General features: G+C 63.3%; 21 protein-coding genes. 8 read left to right on the plus strand and 13 right to left on the minus strand.

Annotation, left to right across the window (positions count from 1 at the left end; genetic code table 11):
- Nucleotides 1–133: 133 nt before the first annotated feature.
- Nucleotides 134–1,483 (minus strand): TolC family protein, encoded by a 1,350-nt coding sequence (locus BMY67_RS11650; RefSeq protein WP_092771741.1) that lies wholly within the window; start codon nucleotides 1,481–1,483, stop codon nucleotides 134–136.
- A 205-nt stretch (nucleotides 1,484–1,688) separates the two neighbouring features.
- On the opposite strand from BMY67_RS11650, the gene BMY67_RS11655 reads away from it, so the two are divergent.
- Nucleotides 1,689–2,474, plus strand: coding sequence for an AraC family transcriptional regulator (locus tag BMY67_RS11655; protein WP_092771743.1), 786 nt, complete (start codon nucleotides 1,689–1,691; stop codon nucleotides 2,472–2,474).
- Between the two features lie 50 nt (nucleotides 2,475–2,524).
- Nucleotides 2,525–2,917 carry a hypothetical protein gene (locus tag BMY67_RS11660; RefSeq protein ID WP_092771745.1) on the plus strand — a complete coding sequence of 131 codons (393 nt, stop codon included), beginning with the start codon at nucleotides 2,525–2,527 and terminating at the stop codon, nucleotides 2,915–2,917.
- A 19-nt stretch (nucleotides 2,918–2,936) separates the two neighbouring features.
- On the opposite strand, the gene BMY67_RS11665 is transcribed toward BMY67_RS11660, so the two are convergent.
- From BMY67_RS11665 to BMY67_RS11710, 10 genes are all read right to left on the minus strand, one after another.
- Entirely contained in the window at nucleotides 2,937–3,710 is a 774-nt protein-coding gene (locus tag BMY67_RS11665; protein ID WP_092771747.1) for a TerC family protein, read from the minus strand.
- Nucleotides 3,711–3,901: 191 nt separating this feature from the next.
- Nucleotides 3,902–4,327 carry a nucleoside diphosphate kinase regulator gene (rnk, locus tag BMY67_RS11670; RefSeq protein ID WP_092771749.1) on the minus strand — a complete coding sequence of 142 codons (426 nt, stop codon included), beginning with the start codon at nucleotides 4,325–4,327 and terminating at the stop codon, nucleotides 3,902–3,904.
- A 171-nt stretch (nucleotides 4,328–4,498) separates the two neighbouring features.
- On the minus strand, nucleotides 4,499–5,272 hold the full coding sequence (locus BMY67_RS11675) for a glucose 1-dehydrogenase (protein WP_092771751.1): 774 nt from the start codon (nucleotides 5,270–5,272) through the stop codon (nucleotides 4,499–4,501).
- Nucleotides 5,273–5,561: 289 nt separating this feature from the next.
- Entirely contained in the window at nucleotides 5,562–6,023 is a 462-nt protein-coding gene (locus BMY67_RS11680; RefSeq protein ID WP_092771753.1) for an META domain-containing protein, read from the minus strand.
- 43 nt (nucleotides 6,024–6,066) lie between these two features.
- On the minus strand, nucleotides 6,067–6,510 hold the full coding sequence (uraH, locus tag BMY67_RS11685) for a hydroxyisourate hydrolase (protein ID WP_245745027.1): 444 nt from the start codon (nucleotides 6,508–6,510) through the stop codon (nucleotides 6,067–6,069).
- Between the two features lie 45 nt (nucleotides 6,511–6,555).
- Entirely contained in the window at nucleotides 6,556–7,089 is a 534-nt protein-coding gene (locus BMY67_RS11690; protein ID WP_092771757.1) for a heme-binding protein, read from the minus strand.
- A 34-nt stretch (nucleotides 7,090–7,123) separates the two neighbouring features.
- Nucleotides 7,124–8,083, minus strand: coding sequence for an SdiA-regulated domain-containing protein (locus tag BMY67_RS11695; RefSeq protein WP_092771759.1), 960 nt, complete (start codon nucleotides 8,081–8,083; stop codon nucleotides 7,124–7,126).
- A 48-nt stretch (nucleotides 8,084–8,131) separates the two neighbouring features.
- Nucleotides 8,132–8,401, minus strand: coding sequence for a hypothetical protein (locus BMY67_RS11700; protein ID WP_092771761.1), 270 nt, complete (start codon nucleotides 8,399–8,401; stop codon nucleotides 8,132–8,134).
- Between the two features lie 115 nt (nucleotides 8,402–8,516).
- On the minus strand, nucleotides 8,517–9,890 hold the full coding sequence (locus tag BMY67_RS11705) for a sensor histidine kinase (RefSeq protein ID WP_092771763.1): 1,374 nt from the start codon (nucleotides 9,888–9,890) through the stop codon (nucleotides 8,517–8,519).
- Nucleotides 9,891–10,055: 165 nt separating this feature from the next.
- Nucleotides 10,056–10,730 (minus strand): response regulator, encoded by a 675-nt coding sequence (locus tag BMY67_RS11710; RefSeq protein ID WP_092771765.1) that lies wholly within the window; start codon nucleotides 10,728–10,730, stop codon nucleotides 10,056–10,058.
- A 103-nt stretch (nucleotides 10,731–10,833) separates the two neighbouring features.
- Between BMY67_RS11710 and BMY67_RS11715 the strand changes: the two genes are divergently transcribed.
- Entirely contained in the window at nucleotides 10,834–11,385 is a 552-nt protein-coding gene (locus tag BMY67_RS11715; RefSeq protein ID WP_092771767.1) for a GNAT family N-acetyltransferase, read from the plus strand.
- A 288-nt stretch (nucleotides 11,386–11,673) separates the two neighbouring features.
- On the opposite strand, the gene aspA is transcribed toward BMY67_RS11715, so the two are convergent.
- Both aspA and BMY67_RS11725 read right to left on the minus strand, forming a co-directional pair.
- Complete coding sequence (aspA, locus tag BMY67_RS11720; RefSeq protein WP_245745028.1) at nucleotides 11,674–13,092, minus strand: aspartate ammonia-lyase; 1,419 nt, start codon at nucleotides 13,090–13,092, stop codon at nucleotides 11,674–11,676.
- Between the two features lie 125 nt (nucleotides 13,093–13,217).
- The gene (locus BMY67_RS11725) at nucleotides 13,218–14,099 is read right to left on the minus strand and encodes a hypothetical protein (protein ID WP_092771771.1); all 882 of its coding nucleotides are present in this window, start codon (nucleotides 14,097–14,099) and stop codon (nucleotides 13,218–13,220) included.
- A 231-nt stretch (nucleotides 14,100–14,330) separates the two neighbouring features.
- Between BMY67_RS11725 and BMY67_RS11730 the strand changes: the two genes are divergently transcribed.
- The 5 genes from BMY67_RS11730 to BMY67_RS11750 all read left to right on the plus strand — a co-directional run bounded on the left by BMY67_RS11730 (nucleotide 14,331) and on the right by BMY67_RS11750 (nucleotide 19,044).
- On the plus strand, nucleotides 14,331–15,320 hold the full coding sequence (locus tag BMY67_RS11730; protein ID WP_092771774.1) for a fasciclin domain-containing protein: 990 nt from the start codon (nucleotides 14,331–14,333) through the stop codon (nucleotides 15,318–15,320).
- Between the two features lie 82 nt (nucleotides 15,321–15,402).
- A complete protein-coding gene (locus BMY67_RS11735) occupies nucleotides 15,403–16,980 on the plus strand; it encodes a serine aminopeptidase domain-containing protein (protein WP_092771776.1) in 1,578 nt (525 codons plus the stop codon).
- Between the two features lie 202 nt (nucleotides 16,981–17,182).
- On the plus strand, nucleotides 17,183–17,536 hold the full coding sequence (locus tag BMY67_RS11740) for an S-adenosylmethionine decarboxylase family protein (protein WP_092771778.1): 354 nt from the start codon (nucleotides 17,183–17,185) through the stop codon (nucleotides 17,534–17,536).
- Nucleotides 17,533–18,828 (plus strand): DUF4178 domain-containing protein, encoded by a 1,296-nt coding sequence (locus tag BMY67_RS11745; RefSeq protein ID WP_092771780.1) that lies wholly within the window; start codon nucleotides 17,533–17,535, stop codon nucleotides 18,826–18,828. The genes BMY67_RS11740 and BMY67_RS11745 overlap by 4 nt, the downstream gene beginning before the upstream one ends.
- A 24-nt stretch (nucleotides 18,829–18,852) precedes the next feature.
- The gene (locus tag BMY67_RS11750; protein ID WP_092771782.1) at nucleotides 18,853–19,044 is read left to right on the plus strand and encodes a hypothetical protein; all 192 of its coding nucleotides are present in this window, start codon (nucleotides 18,853–18,855) and stop codon (nucleotides 19,042–19,044) included.
- Nucleotides 19,045–19,122 lie beyond the last annotated feature (78 nt).

Genomic DNA, 19,122 nt, shown 5'->3' on the forward strand with positions numbered 1-19,122 from the left:
CGGAGCCAAAGCATCTCTACCGCTTCGTTGAGAGTGAGTTGATTACTGTTGCGGTAGAGATGCTTCGACTTCGCTTCGCTCCGCTCAGCATGACGGGCTGAGGGCTGAGGGCTACCAGCTTTCAGCTAAAAGCTCATAGCGTGCCGACTACGTTTTGCAGCCGGTAGTATTTGTTCTGGGCCTGAATGCGGGCGGCGGCCAGCTCGAACTGGGTTTGCAGCACCTGCACGTCGGCGTCGAGCAGGTCGGTGATGAGGGCGGTTTGGTGGAAGTAGGTGTTTTTGACGATGCGGCCGTTTTCGCGGGCCTGGGCCACGTTCACCTCGGCCACCCCAATGCGCACCAGCGCCTCCTGGTAACGCAGGTAGCCCTCGTTCACCTGCTGGCGCACGCGGTCCTGGGTGTCGTGGTGCATTTCCTCTTCCTTGGCCAGCTCCAGGCGGGCCGCCTTTTCCTTGTGCACATTGTGGTAGAGCGCCGAAATCGGGAACGAGGCCCGGATGCCGGCAATGCCCAGTGAGTACCAGTAGGGGTTGTAGGGATAGAGGAAAATCTGGGGGTTGGCGTAGTAGAAGTCGCCGTACATGCCCACTTTGGGCCGCACGTTGGCCTGCACCTGCCGCACGTTCAGGCGGCTCAGCTCGGTTTGCTGCTCCGAAAGCTGGTTGAGGAAGGAGTGCTCCAGCGCCTCGGCCAGGTAGGCGGGGTAAGCGTGCAGTTCGTTGGAAGCCGGGTCGGCCAGCGGCGCAGGCTGGATGGTGCGCTCGTCGGGCTCGCCGATGAGCTGGTTGAGCTTCTGGCTGGCCAGGCGCAGGTCGTTTTCAATGGTTACCAGGGCCAGCTTGCGCCTTGACAGTTCCAGGCGCACCCGCAGCAGGTCGCTTTTCAGCACCACGCCGTTGCGGTGCAGCGCCTCAATTTCGAGCAGCTGCTTTTCCTGGTTGCGGATATCCTCGCGCAGCAGCCCCCGGAAAATAGCGGCCTGCTGCAACTCCAGGTAGCGGCTAGCGGCCAGGTAGCGGATATCGGACACGGCCTGGGCCTGCTCGACCCCGGCCAGCCGCAGCCGGATGCGCTCCTGCTCAATTTTGAGGTTGAGCTTGTTGCCGTTGTAAATATTGAGGTAGAAATCGGCCCCCACCCGGTAGAGCGTGTGGATGACTTCGTGCTGCTCGGGGGCGCTAAGCAGGCCGTTGGTGTAAATGGGAATGTTGGTGGCCTTCTCGGCGCTGCCCATCACGCCGATTTCCGGCAGGCGCTCGGTTATGGCGTCCCGCACTTCCTCCTGGCCCACGGCCACGGCCTGCTTTTTAATAGTCACAACCCGGCTGTGCTCATCGGCCCGCTGCCAGACTTCGGGCAGCGTCAGGCGGAGCGTATCGGTGGGGGGAGATTGGGTTAGGGAAGTGGGGTGATGCTGGGCTCGCAGAGCGCCGCCGGTGAGTGCTAGTGCCGCCGATAAAAGCAGCCGTCCCTGTCGCATAATGGGGTTGTCGTGGTTTCGAGGGGCAAAAGTACCGGGGCGAAAAGGCGCATACTTTTTATAAACGGCCAATTCGTTATTGATTCCGGCCCAGTGCCGACTTTTGCCTGAATTTGCGCCCGGCCCCTGCGTACTTCGTAAGGTTGCCGGCGCTTACGGCGCCACGCTGCCCGCCCTCCCCTACCCTGTTCAACCCTGCTACCCAATGGGACTTATTGCCGCCCTGCCCGAAATCGACCGGCACCCGGATTCCGTGTTCGTGATGCACGAGGCGTCGGAAAAGCTCATTCCGCTGCACGCCCACACCAAGGGGCAGCTGAGCTACGTGGAGGGCGGGGTGGCCCACATCACCATTGGGTTTCGTACCTACGTGGTGCCGGCGCGGCACTACTTCTGGGTGCCCAAAGGCCTGGAGCACGTGGTGCGCATCGGCCACTCGGGCACGGTGTTCCGCTCGCTTTATTTCTACGCCGAGCACGACGAAAACCATCCGTTCTACAGTCAGCTGGGCATTTATCCGGCCTCCGAGCTGCTTATCCAGATGATTGGCTACTCCAAATGCTGGGACGGCCGGCACGTGAGCCGCACCGACGAAAACTTCGAGTTTCTGATGGCCCTCAAGCAGCTGCTGCCCCAGCTGGGCCACAAGTCGCTGCCCATCGTGCTGCCCATCACCGACGATGCGCGCATGAACACCATCACGCGCTACCTCCGGCAAAACCTGGCCGAGCCCTTGAGCCTGCAAACGCTGAGCAAGGAGTTCAGCATGAGCGAGCGAAGCATGTCGCGCCTGTTTCAGGCCCTGCTGCACATCTCGTTTTTGCAGTATCTTAAAACCCTGCGCATGATTCAGGCCATCGAGCTGCTGCTTAAATCGAGGCAGAGCATCAGCGAAATTGCCTTTCAGGTGGGCTACCACAACATCGGCTCGTTCAGCAACGCCTTTTTCGAGTTCACCCAGGCCCGGCCGTCCGACTTCCGTAAGAACTGACACCGGCCGGCCCACCAGCCGCGCTACCTCACCCCACAAACCCCAGCGCCATGCCCTCCCGACCCGCCACCATTGCGCAACGGCAGCAGCTGGCGGCCCAGCGGCCGCCCGAATTACCCACGGTGCCGGAGCGCCCGCCCTACGCCGCCGACTTTGCCGAGGGGCTGGCCTATGAGCTCGCCCACGCCCGGCCGCCGCAGGTGCCGGCGCTGCTGCACGCCCACTTCCCGGCCCCCGACCAACCCGACTGCGACTACCTGGCCGGCGTGCTCCGGCAGATTGACGAGGCGCGGTACTGCGAGCGGGCAGTGGGCTGCGGCACCGATTTCGTGTTCTGGGGCATCGAGTACTCGGCGCCCAATATGGCCGCGGCCCGAAAGTGGCTGGCCGCGGCCGGCGCTACGTTGGTTGCCCAAAATAGCGCCGGCCGCGGCCAGCCTTAAGTCGGCAGTAGCTGCCGGCTTAGTCGAAGTTGGAGTCGCGCAGGTGCACGGGGCCGGCGGGCGACTTCTTGCGCAACCGGATGTTGAACAGCTCGACCAGCAGCGAGAAGGCCATGGCGAAGTACAGGTAGCCCTTCTCGATTTCCTGGTGGCCGGCTTCCATCACCAGCATCACGCCAATCATAATCAGAAACGACAGCGCCAGCACCTTGATGGTGGGGTTGTTGTTGACGAAACCAGCCACCGCGCCCGAGAAGGCCAGCATCAGGCCCATCGAAATAACCACGGCCACAATCATTACCAGCACGTTATCCACCAGGCCCACGGCCGTCAGAATGGAGTCGAAGCTGAACACGATATCGACCACGATAATCTGGAAGATGACGTTGGTCATGGTGGCCGAGCCGGCGCCGGGGGTTTCGGTTTCCTCTTCGCCCTGGAGCTTGGTGTGCAGCTCGGTGGTGCTCTTGTAAATCAGGAACAGGCCGCCGGCCAGCAGAATCAGGTCGCGGCCGCTCACGCCGAAGGGCTCGTCCTGCCAGGGCAAGTCGAGGGTGAACAGCGCCGCCCGCAGCCCGATAATCCAGCTGATACTCAGCAGCAGCCCCAGCCTGAACACCAGGGCCAGCATCAGCCCGATGGTGCGCCCGCGCGCCTGCTGGGCCGCCGGCAGCCGGCTGACGATGATGGAAATGAAAATGATGTTGTCGATGCCCAACACTATTTCCATCAGCGTGAGCGTGAGCAGGCTAACCCAGGTAGCGGGCTCGGCAAAAGCGGCAAAATCGTACATCGTTCAATTAAAAATCAGCAGTGAAAAAGTAAAAACCCGGGGTTCCGGGGCTTTCTTCCGGGCTATTTATGGCAGCTGCGCATCAGTCGTGTTTTTTGGCCGGGCATTGAGTGGCGCGGCGCTACAATTTGGTTTCGCTGTCAATCGGAGAAATTTTTAATTTTTCACGTTCGGTTTTTAATTCGGTCCACTCAGCCGGCTATGTCGCCGCTGGCTTCGGGCTGGTGCAGCACGGCCTCCACGAAATAGGTGGCCTCGCCCTTGGGCATGGGCCACACCACTTTGTCGCCGGGGCGGCAGCCGAGCACGGCGGTGGCTACGGGGGCCAGAATGGATATTTTGTTGGCTTTGATATCGGCGTGGCGCGGGTACACGAGCGTGATTTCGAGCATGCTGTTGTTGGTCGCGTTGCGCAGCCGCACGCGCGAGTTCATCGTCACCACGTCGGGCAGAATGTCGTACGAGTCTACCATTTCGGCCCGTTTCAGTTCCCGCTCCAGGCCTTCGACCACCCGGTTGCCGGTTACCTGACGTTCCTGGCGCACCAGATCAACCAGGTGCTGGTAGTCGACTTTAGTGATGTAGATGGGGCCGGAAGTGGACGGGATGTTTTTCATGAATGAAACGAGTAGAAAGTGAGAGGTTAGACGCTACCGGAGTGGTTTGGCTTGCTCAAGTTACCATAAAGGTATCGGGCTGGGCCGCGGCCAGGGCATGGGGCCGGCGAAAACAGGTGGGCCGGAGCAGCTGCGGTATGCTGCAGGGGCGTAGCAGGGTTGCTGAGGGGCCTAATCCAGCGTCTGCTCGCCCCCGCCGTTCACGAACAGCACCTGCCCGCTCACCCAGCCCGAAACCGGTGCCGCGAAATAGAGCACGGCCCCGGCAATGTCGTCCACTTCGCCCAAACGTTGCAGCGGCGTGTGGGCCAGCATACGCTGCTCGATTTCGGGCGTGAGCACGGTGGCCAGCGCCCCGGTGCGCACCGCCCCCGGCCCAATGGCATTCACCCGGATGATGGGGCCGTAATCGAAGGCCAAGTTGCGGGTCATGTGGTTGATGGCGGCCTTGGAGGAGGCGTAGGCGCTGATGGCCGGGCTGTGGTTGATGCTGGCCATCGACGACATGTTGATAATGGAACCGTAGCCGGCCTGCTGCATGTGCGGAGCGCACAGCTGGCACAGGCGCCACATGCTGAACACATTCAGCTCGAACACGCGCGCAAACTGCGCGACCGTAAGCTGGCTCGGACTTTCCTTGCCCGCGCCGCCGCCACCCACGTTGTTCACCAGAATATGAATGCCGCCAAACTCGGCCAGCGTCTTGTCTACCAGGTTGGTCAGGTCCTCGTCGTCGGTAACGTTGCAGGCCAGGCCCCGGGCCTGGCCGCCGCGGCTGGCAATGCTGGCGGCAGCGCGCTGGGCATCTTCCAGCTTGAGGTCGGCAATAACCACGTTGGCCCCGAAAGCGGCCAGCATCTGGCTGCTGGCCAACCCGATGCCATTGGCTCCACCGGTTACGATGGCCGTTTTACCGCTCAGGTCGAATAGTTCGGAAGGCTTCATGGCTCCAGCAGTTGGCCGCCGGCGGGCAGCAGGAATGAATGATGCCCGGCAGACAGGCTGGCCGGGTATTGGTGCATACGCACAACAAAACAGTGCAGAACCCTCCGGCCCATCGCGAAGCGAAACATGCAGCTCCCGCCTGACGACGGGCCGGAACAGGCCCCATCCTACTAACTACGCCGCTGAACGAATTTGGATGAGGCCGGGCAGCGCCGCCGGAATTGAAAGCTGCCCCGCCAAGAGCAGCAGAAGCGCCTGTCAGCGGAGGCCGGCACCTGGCCGAAGCGCGTTAGTACACCGCGTGGAAGACGGCCAGCGGGGCACGGCGGCCCACGTTCAGCATCAGCGTATCTCCTTGCAGGGTAAAGTTGTCGGCCTGGTTGAGCACTTCGAGGAAGCCGCGCTCATTCTCGGGGCCGGGGCAGGCCCGAAGCGTAGTGAGCAGGTTGCTGAAGCGCAGGCGCATCTGCTGCTCGTTCAGCTCGTACGAGCCGTTGAGGCTGTTGCAGCCGCCGTAGCCAACCACCCGGCTGCTGTCGGTGAGCATAAAGTAGGCGTCGCGCTCCTGGCCGGCGGCCATCTTCACGGGCTGGCCCTCCAGCATCACCAGCTGCCAGTGCTTGTTTTTGATGCCCTCGGTTTTCTGGCTCATGCCGGTCGAAGTATCAGGAGTGGTGATGGTATTCCTGGTCGATTCGCAGCCGGTGAGCAAAGCGGGCGTGAGCAGCAGCGCAAACAGGTACTTTTTCATAAGCAGTGGCAGTCAGGAGGGTGAGAGGAATCGGGCCGGGCAATCAGCTGCCCCGGTAGGTGGAGTAGCCGAACGCCGACAGCGTAATAGGTACGTGATAATGCGCCCCGTCGGTTAGCTCGAACACCACCTCGATGTAGGGGTAGAACGATTCCTGCTTTTTGGCCGCGAAGTAGGGCTTGGTCAGAAAGGTGAGCTTGAAAATGCCCTGCTGGGTGCCATCCTTGCCGGCTGTGGGCAGAAAGTCGCCAATGCGGCCAGCAGCGTCGGTTGTTTTTTCGGCCACGGCCATCCAGGTTTTTTTGGCCGGGTCGTACTTTTCGAGGCGCACCGTTACGCCCGCCGCGGGCAGGCCCTGGTTGATGTCGAGGATGTGGGTGCTGAGCTGGTAAGCGGGTGGGGTTTGCGGCTTTTGTTGGGCCAGGCCCAGCAGGGGAAGCAGGCTCAGCAGGGTAATAAGCAGGGTTTTCATAGGGAAATTCAACATGACAAACGGGTAAAAGAACTGACGGCCACCATGGGCCGCCACAGGTTAAGGCGTGGTAATGCCCGCTTCGGGCAGGCTGGCCGCGTGGCCGATGAGGTCGTCGTTTTCGGCGCCACCGCCGCCCGATATGCCCACCGCCCCAATCACCTGGCCCTGGTAGCGCAACGGCACGCCGCCGCCCAGCAGCAGCAATTCGGGCAGGTTGGCCAGGTTCTGGGTGTCGGGGTTGGTGCGGGCCTTGCGGCCCAGCAGCAGCGTGGGGGTTTTGGTAGATACAGCGGTGAAGGCCTTGCGGCGGGAGGCTTCCGTGTTGTGCGGTCCTACCCCGTCGCCCTGAGAAAGCAGAATCGTCTGGCCGCTGGCATCGACCACGGCCACCGATACCTGCTGGTTGAGGGCCGCGGCCTTGGCGCGGGCCCGCACGGCCAACTCCAGGGCCGCGGCCTGCGTCAGCCGGAAAGTGGGGGCCACGTAGGTAGCAGCGGCCGGGGTGGCAGGGCGGGCGGTTTGCGCCGAGGCCAGCACCGGCAGTAGCAGCAAAGCCAAACTCAGGCCCGCCAGTTGTTTCAAGTTATGCATCAAAGGCTGGTTTTAGGAATTGTAGTTGCCGCACTCAGCGCTGCTCGCGAAACAGATGCACCATTGCCTGGCCCGATTTTTTTCCGGCTTCGGTGGCAATGTACAGGTCGCCTTCGGGCGTGAAAGCCAGCCCTTCGGCCTGCGGAAACAGGTTGCCGGGCAACGGCGCGACGGCCAGCAGCTCGCCGGCCTCGTTCAGCTCCACCAGCGCGTTCTGGCGGGCCGACAGCACGAATACGTGGCCCGTGCGCGGATGGACGGCCACGGCCGAGGGCGCGAAGCCCTTCAGCCCGCCCGCCTGCTTGCTTTTCTTGCCTTTCTTGCCCTTTCTAGCTGTTTCCGGCGCGACATCTGCACCAGCAGGCTTGGGCACCGAGGCCACAATAGCGTCCACGTCGAGTACGTAGGCGGCGGGCGTCTGCACTTTGAACGTGGTGGGGTCGAGGCGGTAGATGGCGCGCTTGGTGGCAGTCAGGTTGCCGCCGGGCGAGCCTTTGCAGGCCACAAGCAGGGTTTTCGAGCGGGCATCGTAGGTAAGGCCCTCGGCGTTGTTTTCGATGGTGAGACCGGTCTGGTACTGCCGGGTGCCGCTGGCCGAGTGGCGGAACAGCGTGCCGTCGCTGCGCAGCACAAACCAGTCGTTGCCCACGCGGGCCAGGTCCTCGTAGTCGCCGGCCGGCCCGAAATCAACGGTGCGGGTGACGCGCTTATCGGTCAGGCTGTACTCGTAGAGTCGGCCGGTTTCGTCCTGTACGCCGGTTAGCTGCCCCTGGCCACTGAACACAATGCCCGACAGCTCGGCCAGCTCGGCGGGCATGGGGTAAGTGGCAGCCGGCTGGCTGAAATCGTAGGCCAGGCGGCCGGAAACCGGCGCGCTCGGGCCGGAGCTGGCCGCGCTGCTGCGAGAGTCGGGGGCGGTTAAGGCTGACGCATCGGAAGTGGGCGCGCAGTAGTTGAGCAGCAGCGCCAGGGGCAAAAACAGGGGGTTAATCATACCAGTGCGGTTGAATTCAGGTTACCAGCAGAAAGTTGGGGTACCGACTTAGCGCAGGGCCAGCGTATCGGGGGCGGCAGCTTGGGCAGCGGCCCGGCTCTGGCAGGCCGCCAGGCGCTGCCGGGTCTGGCGCAGCTCTTCGTGCAGGGCCGTCCAGGCGCTGTCCTGCTCCTCATCGTCGTCGTCGCCATCGAAGAGACCCAGCGTGTTGGGCGCCCCGGCCCGGTTTTGCCGCACCGACTGGTAGTCGGGCGTGAGGCAGTACAGGTTTACGCCCACCGACAGCACCAGCGCCCCGGCCAGCAGCCAGGTAAGCAAAGAAGCAGGGGTAGACGAATGAACAGGAGCGGCCATAAACCGGGAGCTACATAAAGTACAACACAAAAGTATTTCAACGGTATTAACGCCGTCTGAGCGCCACATTAAAAGAACATTAAGCGGCCGGCAGCAACAGCTCGGCCTGCGTGCCCTCGCCCACCACCGATGTTATCCGCAGCTGCCCGCCGTGGGCCTGCACAATTTTCTGGGTGATGGGCAGCCCCAGGCCAAAGCCCGGCCGGTCGCGGCTGTTTTCGCCCCGGAACAGGGGCTCGGTGAGGCGGGCCAGTTCGGCCGCCGGCAGGCCCGTGCCGGTGTCGGCTACGCGCAGCCACAGCTGCCGGGCGGGGTTGTAGTTCAGCTGCACACTTACGCCGTCGGCCGAGTACTTGCAGGCGTTGTCGAGCAGGTTGAGCACGGCCGTGTGCAGCAGCTGCTCGTTGCCGCGGGTGCCGAAGGGCACCTCCACCGTGTCGGGCCAGGAGCCAAAATCGACCTGCACGGTGCGGCCCGGGTAGCGGGCGCGGCAGCTGGCCACGGCCCGCAGCACCACATCATCGAAGGGCACGAGCTCGGTTTCCGGCGCCGCTCCCTCGGCTTTGGCCAGCGCCAGCAGGCTGTTGGTCAGGTCGATGACCTTCTGGATTTCCTCCACCGCCGACTCCATACTGCGGCGGGCCGTGGGCAGGTCGGGGTCGTAGGCGGCGGCCGTTTCCAGCGTGCCCAGCACCGTGGCCAGGGGCGTGCGCAACTCGTGCGAGGCGTGGGCCACGAAGCTTTTGTGGGCCTCAAACGCCTGCTCCAGCCCGCGCAGCATCTGGTTGAAGGTGATGGCCAGCTGGGCAATTTCGTCGCGGCGGTTGCCCTCGTCCACGCGCTGGCGCAGGTTGCTGGCCGTAATGCCGCGCACTTCGGCCACCATGCGCGCCAGCGGCCGCAGCAGGCGGCCCGCAAAAAGCCAGGCCGCCCCAATAATGAGCACCAGCGCCCCCAGGTTGCCGCCCAGCAGAATGGCGCGCAGCGTGGCAAACTCACGCCGCCCAAATACGTCGCGCCCGGCCACAAAAATGAAGTAGCGCTGCCCGCGGTGCCGGTACTGCATGCCCAGCACCTCTACGGCACCCCGATGAAAGCGGGCCGGCTGGCTGCGCGTAATCTGGCCGAAATACACCGAATCGGCCTTGGATATGGCTTCTTTCTTTTTCTGGCTGATCTGGAAAACCAGCTTTCCATCGGGCGCATAAATGCTGATGCGCTCATTGTGCATGGTCAGCAAATCCTTTTTGCGCAGGCTGCTTAGCGCCTCGGGTTGCAAATCGAGGCGGCCGATGAGCAAGTGGGCCGTCTGCTCGGCCTTGCTTTCGAGGCGGTGGTAGAAGCGCAGCTCCCGTGCCCGCACGCTGTAGTAATAGATGAACCCCGTCAGGCACAGCTGAATGGTGAACACCAGCGCCATAAACCACAGCATCAACTGGTTCCGAAACAGCATTTTTTAGTGGTTAGTGATTAGCGGTTAGTGATTAGCGGTTAGTGAAGAACGTCATTCTGAGCGGAGCGAAGAATCTCGCGTGTTATCGTTGAACAATCGGTACAACGTCAGCACGCGAGATTCTTCGCGCTGCTCAGAATGACGTTCTTCACTAACCACTATTCACTATTCCCGCATTACGTAGCCCATGCCTACTACGGTGTGGATGAGCTTGGGGGAGAAGCCTTTGTCGAGCTTGCGGCGCAGGTGGCTGATGTAGACGTCGATGACGTTGGTGTTGGTGTCGAAGTCGAGCTCCCAGACTTTCTCGGTGATGTCGACCCGCGAGATAATGCGGCCGCGGTTGAGCAGCAGGTATTCGAGCAGGGTGTATTCGCGGGCCGTGAGCTCGATGCGCTGGCCGGCGCGGGTGACGGTTTTGCGCTCCAGGTTCAGCTCCAGGTCGGCCAGGCGCAGGGTGCGGGCCACGGCCGAGCGGCCGGCCTGGCGCTTGGTGAGGGCGCGGGCCCGCAGCAGCAGCTCCTGAAACTTGAAGGGCTTGGCCAGATAGTCGTCGGCGCCGGCCTCGAAGCCGCGCACTTTGTCGTCGAGGCTGTCGAGGGCCGTCAGGAACAGCACCGGCACGTCGGGGTTTTCCAGCCGGATCAGCCGGCACAGCTCAAAGCCGTTGTAGTGGGGCAGGTTCACGTCGAGGATGATGAGGTCGTACGCGTGCTGCCGAAAAAACGACAACCCCAGCTGTCCGTCGAAGGCCACATCAAGCTCGTAGCCTTCCCCCCGGAACCCTTTTTCGACAAACGACGCGAGCTTGGGCTCGTCTTCCACCAACAGTACTTTCATAAACCGGCCTTGCTGAGTCGCTGAGATGGTTCAAAGCTACGGCAAACCCGCCGGCTACGGCCCGGCCACCCGGTAATCGGCGCCTTTTTCGCAATTTGCCCGCATGCACACTCCCGGCTTCAGTTCCCCCGCCCTGGTTCCCGAGCTCCATACCGAGCGGCTGCTGCTGCGCGCCTTCCGGCTTGAGGACCTTTCCGAGTACAGCGCCCTGCACCAGGACCCCGATTTCTACCGTTATCTGACCAAAAAACCAACGCCTAAGGAAGACAACTGGCGGCGCATACTCACGCTCATGGGCCACTGGGCGCTGCTGGGCTACGGCTACTGGGCCCTGGAGGAGCGGGCCACCGGCCGCTTCTGCGGAACCGTGGGCCTGGCCGAGTACCAACGGGGCCTCACCCCTTCCATCGACAACGTGCCCGAAGCCGGCTGGGTGCTGGCCCCACGCCTGCACGGGCAGGGCTACGCCGCCGAAGCCGTAGCCGCCGCCCTGGCCTGGGCCGACGCCCACCTGGCCGCCCCGCGCACCGTCTGCATCATCAACCCCGAAAACGCCCCCTCCCTGCGCCTGGCCGCCCGCTTCGGCTACCGCGAAATCGCGCGCCCCCAGTACCACGACGAGCCCATCGTACTACTGGAGCGGCGAGGTCGGTGAATGAGTGAGTTGGTGAATGAGTGAATTGGTGAATGAGTGAGTTGGTGAATGAGTGAATTGGTGAATGAGTGAACTCGTCTGTCATTGCGAGCGAAGCGAGGCAATCTGCCCGGCCAAAGCAGTAAGCTGCGGAAAGCGCAAAGCCCCTAATGCCACGACGGACACTAGAGGCTTTGCGCTTATTCGGAGCTTGCCGTTTGGTTTCTACCGGATTGCTTCGCTCCGCTCGCAATGACAGACGAGTTCACTCATTCACCGAGTCACTCATTCACCGAGTCCCTCATTCACTTACTGAATGAAGTCCGGGCGAATCAGGTTTTCGAAGGTGAAGATTTCGTCCCACTTTTCCTGGGTGAGCAGCTGGCGCTCGGTTACGGCAATATCGTGGACGGATTTGCCGGTTTTGAGGGCCTCCTTGGCGATGTCGGCCGAGGCCTCGTAGCCGAGCAGCGGGTTGAGCTGCGTAACGATGCCCACGCTGCCGTACACCAGCTCGGCGGCGTGCTGGCGGTTGGCCGTAATACCCACCACGCACTTTTCGCGCAGCGTGCGGCAGGCGTTGCTCATGTAGCTGATGCTGGTAAACAGCGCAAAGCTGATAACCGGCTCCATCACGTTGAGCTGCAACTGCCCCGCCTCGGCGGCCATCGTTACGGTCAGGTCGGCGCCGATGACGTAATAGGCCGTTTGGTTGACTACCTCCGGGATAACCGGGTTCACCTTGCCAGGCATGATGCTGGAGCCGGGCTGCTGGGCGGGCAGGTTGATTTCGTTGATGCCGCAGCGCGGGCCCGAGGAGAGCAGGCGCAAGTCGTTGCAGATTTTGGAGAGCTTGACGGCCGTGCGCTTGAGCACGCCCGATAGCTGCACGTAGGCGCCGGTGTCGTAGGTGGCCTCGAACAGGTCGCCGGCCAGAATCAGGTCCAGTCCGGCAATGGTGCTCAGGTGGCGCGTAACCAGCTCGGCGTAGCCCTGGGGCGCATTTACGCCGGTGCCAATGGCCGTGGCGCCCATGTTGATTTCGCTGATAAGCCGGCGGCTGTCCTCGATGCGGGAAAGCTCCTCGCGCAGGTTGGTGGCGAAGGCGTTGAACTCGTCGCCCATGCTCATCGGCACGGCGTCCTGGAGCTGGGTGCGGCCCATTTTCAGCACGTCCTGGAACTCCACGCCCTTGGCGGCAAAGGCCCCGGCCAGCTCGCCCAGCCCCTCGCTGTAGCTCACCAGCTTGTGGCTGAGGGCAATGCGGAAGGCCGTGGGGTAGGCGTCGTTGGTGCTTTGCGAGCAGTTGACGTGGTTGTTGGGGTGGCAGAACTGGTACTCGCCCTTCTGGTGGCCCATAATTTCGAGGGCCACGTTGGCAATTACCTCGTTGGCGTTCATGTTCACCGAAGTGCCCGCCCCGCCCTGAATCATGTCGGTCGGAAACTGGTCGTTGAACTCACCGCTGGCCACCCGGTCGCAGGCGGCAGCAATGGCCCGGGCAATGCCTTCGGGCAGCACGCCCAGCTCGGCGTTGGCCAGCGCGGCGGCCTTTTTCACGTAGGCCAGCGCCCGCACAAACAGCGGCTCGGAGCTCAGCGGAATACCCGTGATGGCGAAGTTTTCGAGGGCCCGCAGCGTCTGGATGCCGTAGTAGGCGTTATTCGGAATCTCACGCTCACCCAGAAAATCGTGTTCGAGGCGGAAGTCGGCAGTTGTCATAAGCATAGGGCAGCGAATGGGGGGAAGTAGAACACGAAGGTAAGCCGCCCAACCGAAGCAGCCTCCCGGCCACGCCTGGCTGGCACGGCCGGGAGGCTGCTTGGGCTGAGTTGGCTGCCCCGGTTCGCCGCCTAGAAGTTGTAGGCCAGGCCGCCGGTCAGGGCCGTGGATTTGCCCACGTTGCGGCCCGCCACGTAGGTGCTGCCGCCCAGCACCAGCCCGAAGCCCTGGGCCAGCGGCCGGAAAGCACTGGCCCCCACCCGGATGAAGTTAACCCGGGTAGCCGGAAAAAAGCCATCGAAGCCCGGCTGCAGAATATCGGTGCCGGGGCCCGAGCGCTGCATGGTAGCCCAGCCATCGACGTAGATGGCTGGGCCGGCGTAACCGGTTTTCAGCTCGGCCAGGAAGGCGTTGGGCACCCGGCCCGAGCGCAGGCTGTAGCCCGCCTGGCCGGTTACGAACACGCCCGAAGCCGTTTGCAGGTGCGCAATGCCGGCCGTGGAAACCTTGGTGGCCCGGTTGCCGATGGCAATAATATACTCCAGGCCCTGCTCGCTTTTGTACTTGCTGGCCGGCGTGCCCACGCTCACGGCGCCCAGCAGGTTCAGCACGCTGCTGCCCAGCACCGTGGAGTAGGCCTTGAACTTGAGCAGCCCGGTTACGTCCTGCAGGCCCTGGCGCACATTGGTGTAGCCCAAATCGTTGAGTACCTGCTCGCCGGCGTGGCCCTCGGAACGCACGAAGGGCAGACTGACCACGGCCTCAATCTTATCGGTGAGGCCGTAGTTGGCAAACAGGTTGACCGACTGGATATGAATCCGCTCGAAAATCGGTACCCGGTCAACTTTCTCAGGCACCAGGTACACCTGCTGGTACCACTCCTGGGTGGTGGAAACGGACAGGGAGCCATGCTTGCGGCCCGACATAAAGCCGTTGCTCAGGCTCTGGGCCGAAGCGTGCACTCCGCTCAGCAGCAAAACGGCCACGATGGGCGAGAAGTAGCGTTGTTTCATCGAAAAAAAGAAGTTAACCGAGAAAGAAAGGTAAGCACACTTAACCGGAATAACACAATTCCCGAATCAGGAACAAAAGTAGTGTACGCAAGTTATTCCAGCGGCTCACCTACGCGAAATAATCGGCCAGCGGTTTGCATCTTCCCTAAATCCGGGGAACTTTTGTTCTCGTTAATAGAGCCTGAACCTGGCGACGAACGCCAGAAAAGCCAACTTTTGCCTTGCCAAAATATGCGTAACCTCTCCTCTCGTTGTTTTTACCTGGCAAGTGCCGCCGTCCTGCTATTAACGGGTTGCTCCGAGAAGCAGGATGTCACTCCCTCTATTGCCGCCGTTGCCGTTAATACGGCCGAGTTCCAGATTCTGGAAGACGCGGCCGTGCGCGGCGGAGTGGTTCCGCTGCTGTCCAATAAAAATCCTAACGACCCCAGCGGTAACTTCACGGTCTTCGCCCCCAACAATGCCGCCTTCGCCCGGCTGGGCCTCACTGCGGCCGCCGACCTGAACGGGCTGCAGAAGGACTTCCTGACCAACACACTTTATTACCACGTAGCCAACGGCAACCTGCCGGGCTCCGAACTAACGGCCGGCAGCGCTTCAGCTTCGGCCTTCAAGGAGGCTGGCCGGCGCATTATTGTGCGGGCCGATGGCGCCCGCTACGTTAATGGCTCGCGCCTCGTTGCTACCGACGTACCGGCCGCCAATGGCACCATTCACGTCATCGATAAAGTACTGCTGGCCACCAACCTCGACATCGTGCAGTCGGCCGTGGCATTGAGCCAGGCCGAAGTATTCGTGAAGCCGGAGCTGACGTTTCTGGTAGAAGCCGTGCTGTACGCCGACCTGGCCAGGGAGCTTTCGGTCACACCCGGCGGGCCCCAGCTAACCGTTTTTGCCCCCACCGACCAGGCCTTCCGGGAACTGGGCACTTTGCTGGGCGTACCACTGCTGGTGCCGAACGACATCCGCAAGCTGCCCAAAGAAACGGTGAAGGCTGTGCTGCTCAACCACGTAGTAGCCGGCGGCCGCTTCACCCCCGAGCTGCCCGAAAACGCCGCCCTACCCACGCTGGGCGGCGGTAGTCTGCGCCTGGGTCCCTTCGCGGCCGGCACGCTGTCGGTGCAGGGCGCCGGCAACGCTGCCCCGGCCGGCATGGTCATTCCCGACGTGCAGTGCCTCAATGGGGTAGTGCACGTGATTAACCGCGTACTGCTGCCCTAGCTGCCCTGGCAGCCTGCCCGGGCAGCTCAACAGTAGATTCAATACCTTGCAAACCCCGGGGTTCCGGTCGGCTTCAACTTCTATGACTGCTTACTTGTACTTCCGCCGTTTGCTGCGCACGCTGCCTTATCTGAGGTTGCCGGTGCTGCTGCTGGCCCTGCTGGCGGGGCTGCCATCGGCCCGCGCCCAGGGGCCGGGTAAGTATTCGCTCGAAGGCGAGTGGAAGGGGCCGCTGGCTGTGCCGGGCGGCAGCCTCCCGATTCAGCTTTTTGTGACGGAGCTGGCCAGCGGCAACCGCTTTGCCGTGCTGAACGTGGTGCCCCAGCGCATCAACCGCATTCCTACCTCGGTGGAGCAGCGGGGCGACACGGTGGTGTTTGTGGCCGAGCAGGTGGGCTGCCGGTTTAAAGGCGTGCGCACCGCCGAGGGCAACCGCCTGACGGGCATCTGGAGCCAGCCCGGCTATCAGGCCCCCCTCACGCTGGAGTTTGTGCCGCCCCCGGTGGCCGCCGCGCCCAAAACCTTCCGGTTTCCGCCGCCCTACCGGGTGCAGGAAGTGAAATTCGCCAACGAAGCCGACAAGATTGTTTTTGCCGGCACGCTCACCATCCCGGCCGGCGAGGGCCCTTTTCCGGCCGTAGCGCTGCTCTCCGACTGGGACGCCCAGGACCAGGACGGCCGCTACGGCGACTACAAGCTGCTGGGCGGACTGGCCGATTATCTGACCCGGCGCGGTATTGCCGTGCTGCGCTTTCCTGACCGGGGCGTGGGTGAAACCGGGGGCCGCACCGAGCTGGCCAGCCCCGAAGACCGCACCCGCGACGCCCAGGCCGCACTGCAGTTCATGCGCACCCAGCCCCTGCTCGATGGGGCGCACCTGGGGCTGCTGGGGCACGGCGAGGGCGGCAACGTAGCGCTGCTGGCGGCCGGCCGGCTGCTGCCCCCCGCCTTTGTTATCACGCTGGCCGCGGCCGGGCAGTCGGGCCTGGAGGTGCTCAGCACCCAGCCCGCCGTGGGCTGGCCCGCCGCGCTGGCCGATTCGCTGCTGGCCCGCACGACCCGCGAGCAGACGGCCAGCCGGGCCATCGGGCAGGCCCGGCTGGAGAAGATGCGCAGCAGCGGGGCCAACGCGGCCCAGCTGCAGGTGCAGCAGGAGCAGGTTTTTCTGCGGCAGCGGGCCGAGGAAAAAAAGCGCCTCGAAGCGCTGGATCGGGCGCAGCGGCCGCTGCTCGATATCGTGCGCCGCACCCCCGATGATGCCACCGCCCGCGGCCTGCTGCAGGCGCTGCGGGCACAACGGCCCAACCAGCCCGATTCGGCCTACGCCGCGGTGGCCGACCGCCTCACCACGCCCTGGGCCCGCTCGTACCTGCGCTTCTATCCTCAGCAGGAACTGGCGGCGGTGCAGTGCCCGGTGCTGCTGCTGCACGGCGCCGACGATTTACTGCTCAGCGCCGACACCAACCTCAGCCTGCTTACCAAAAACCTGAAGGCCAACAAAATGGTGGAAAGCCGGCAACTGAGCGGCGTCAATCACCTGTTCCAGGGTCCCGCCAGCGAGTGGCCGCTCATCGACGGGCGGCAGGCGCCGGCCGTTTCGACTGCCGCCCTCGATGCCATCCGTACCTGGATTCAGGCCCTGGCCCCGCCGGCAAAGTAGGGCGCTGCCTGCAAAGCGGAACCGTGCCCAGGGAAAGGAGTAGCCCCTTCCGGAGCCCTGGTTGCCGGAGGGGCGCCGGCAGGATTTTGAAACCGTACGTCTGCTTTTCTGCCGGACCCGTTTGGCCTTGGGGCCGTCTGGGCATTTTGCTATCTTGCCGCCTCCGGTCTGGTAGTTTAGGTCGGCTGGATACATTTTACTGATGGATTCTTACGCTCCCGGCCTGCATATTCTGGCTACGTTTACGGCCCCGGAGCCGGCTCTGCGCAACATGGCGGCCTGCCGCGCCTTCTTCGATGAGCAGATTACCGCGCGCGGCCTCACGCCGGTCGGCGCGGCCTACCACGCCTTCGACGAGGGCGGCTTCACGGCCGTGGTGGCCCTCACCGAGTCGCACCTGAGCATTCATACCTGGCCCGAGCACGGCCTGGCTACGTTCGATGTATTCCTGAGCAACTTCCGGCGCGACAACGCCGACCGGGCCCGGGCGCTGTACGCGGCCACGCTGGATTTTTTTGGGGCCACCGAGCAGCACAAAACCGAAGTCCGCCGATGAGCCAGCCCGCTCCTGCCTTTGCTCCGGCGGCCGTGCGCTGCCCCCACTGCGGCCGCGAGATACGTTATTTCGATGTGCAGCAGAGCACCTTTTTTGGCTGCCCCGAGTGCCATACTTTTTTCGAGCAGGCTGCCGGTGGGGCTTCTAAACAATTGCGTCGCTTCAAACAGTACCCAAAGCCCCCCCGGCCGCTGGCGCTGGGCAGCACCGGCCAGCTGGCGGGCGAAACTTACCGCGTTACGGGCTACCAATGGCGCTGCGAGGCCAAGGGGCCCGATTACCGCTGGGAGGAGTTTCAGCTCCGCCACGAAACCACCGGCGCCAGCCGGCAGCTGGCCGTGTACCAGGGCCACTGGCTGCTGATTGAACCCACCGCCGAGCAGTATAAGCCCGACAAAGAGGGCTCCATTACAACCACGGAACATAATTTCCAGCTTTACAACCGCTATTCGCCCCGGGTGCTGTACGCCGAGGGCGAATTCGACTGGAATATCCTGGCCGATGAAAGCCTGAAGATTTCCGAATACATCGATCCACCGCAGATGCTGGTGCGCGAGCGGAACGCCAGCAAGCACGATACCTGGTACCTGGCCCGGCACCTGGAGCCCGCCGAGGTGGCCGAAGCGTTTAGCGTGCCGCTCACGCAGCTGCCCGACCGCAATGGCGTGGGGGCCGCCCAGCCGGCCCCGGGCGGCACGGCCTGGCCCCAGCTGCGCACGGCCGCCCTGCTCATGGCCCTGCTCGTGGTGCTCACCCACGTTGCCCTGATGAAGTGGGGCAACGAAACGGTGTTCAACCAGGAGTTCGTCAGCCCAGCTCCCGCGCCGGGGGCCCTGGAGGTACCCGAGCGGCCGATGCAGGTGTCGCCCTCGTTCACGGTGCCCGGCACCGGCGCGCTCACCGTCGACCTTTGGGCCAGTGTGGACAACAGCTGGGTGGAAATCCCCTACGCGCTGGTAAATGAGCAGACCGGCCAGCAGTTTGCCGCCACCAGCAGCCTGGAGCATTACTCGGGCGTGGAAGGCGGCGAGAGCTGGCAGGAGGGCAACCGGGAAGCGGCCACGCTGCTCAACCAGGTGCCGGCCGGCCGCTACCACCTCAACTTCTACCCCCTGGCCGATCCGGTTAAGGCCGAGCAGGTGCAGTTTCGGGCCACAGTGCAGGCCCGGGCCACGGCCGGCTCCAACGCCGTGCTGGCCCTGGTGCTGCTGCTGCTCTATCCCGCCTACATGTACTTCCGCCGGGCTGCCCACGAAAACACCCGCTGGTCAAACAGTGACTTCGGCCCCTAACAAACCTGCTTTTTCACCCGCCGCATGGACTGGCTTCGCTCGCTCTGGAAAATCCGTTTTTACGCCCTGTTTGCCGTGTTGGTGTATAGCGGCTTCGTATGGGCCGGCCTCTCGGGCCTGCGCCTGCTCGGCGACGACAACGAGGCCGAGCCCAACCGCAACGGCACCGCCCGCACCGGCGGCTCCCGCGGCCGGGTCATGTATTTCCATAAGTGATTTTTTGAGAAGCCAGGAGATAGAAGCAAGGAGTTAGAATTTGTTCTTCTGGCCCAAAGGCCCTTCAAGAAACCCATC

The sequence above is a fragment of the Hymenobacter actinosclerus genome (assembly GCF_900111515.1).
In the GTDB taxonomy this organism is placed as follows: Bacteria; Bacteroidota; Bacteroidia; order Cytophagales; family Hymenobacteraceae; genus Hymenobacter; species Hymenobacter actinosclerus.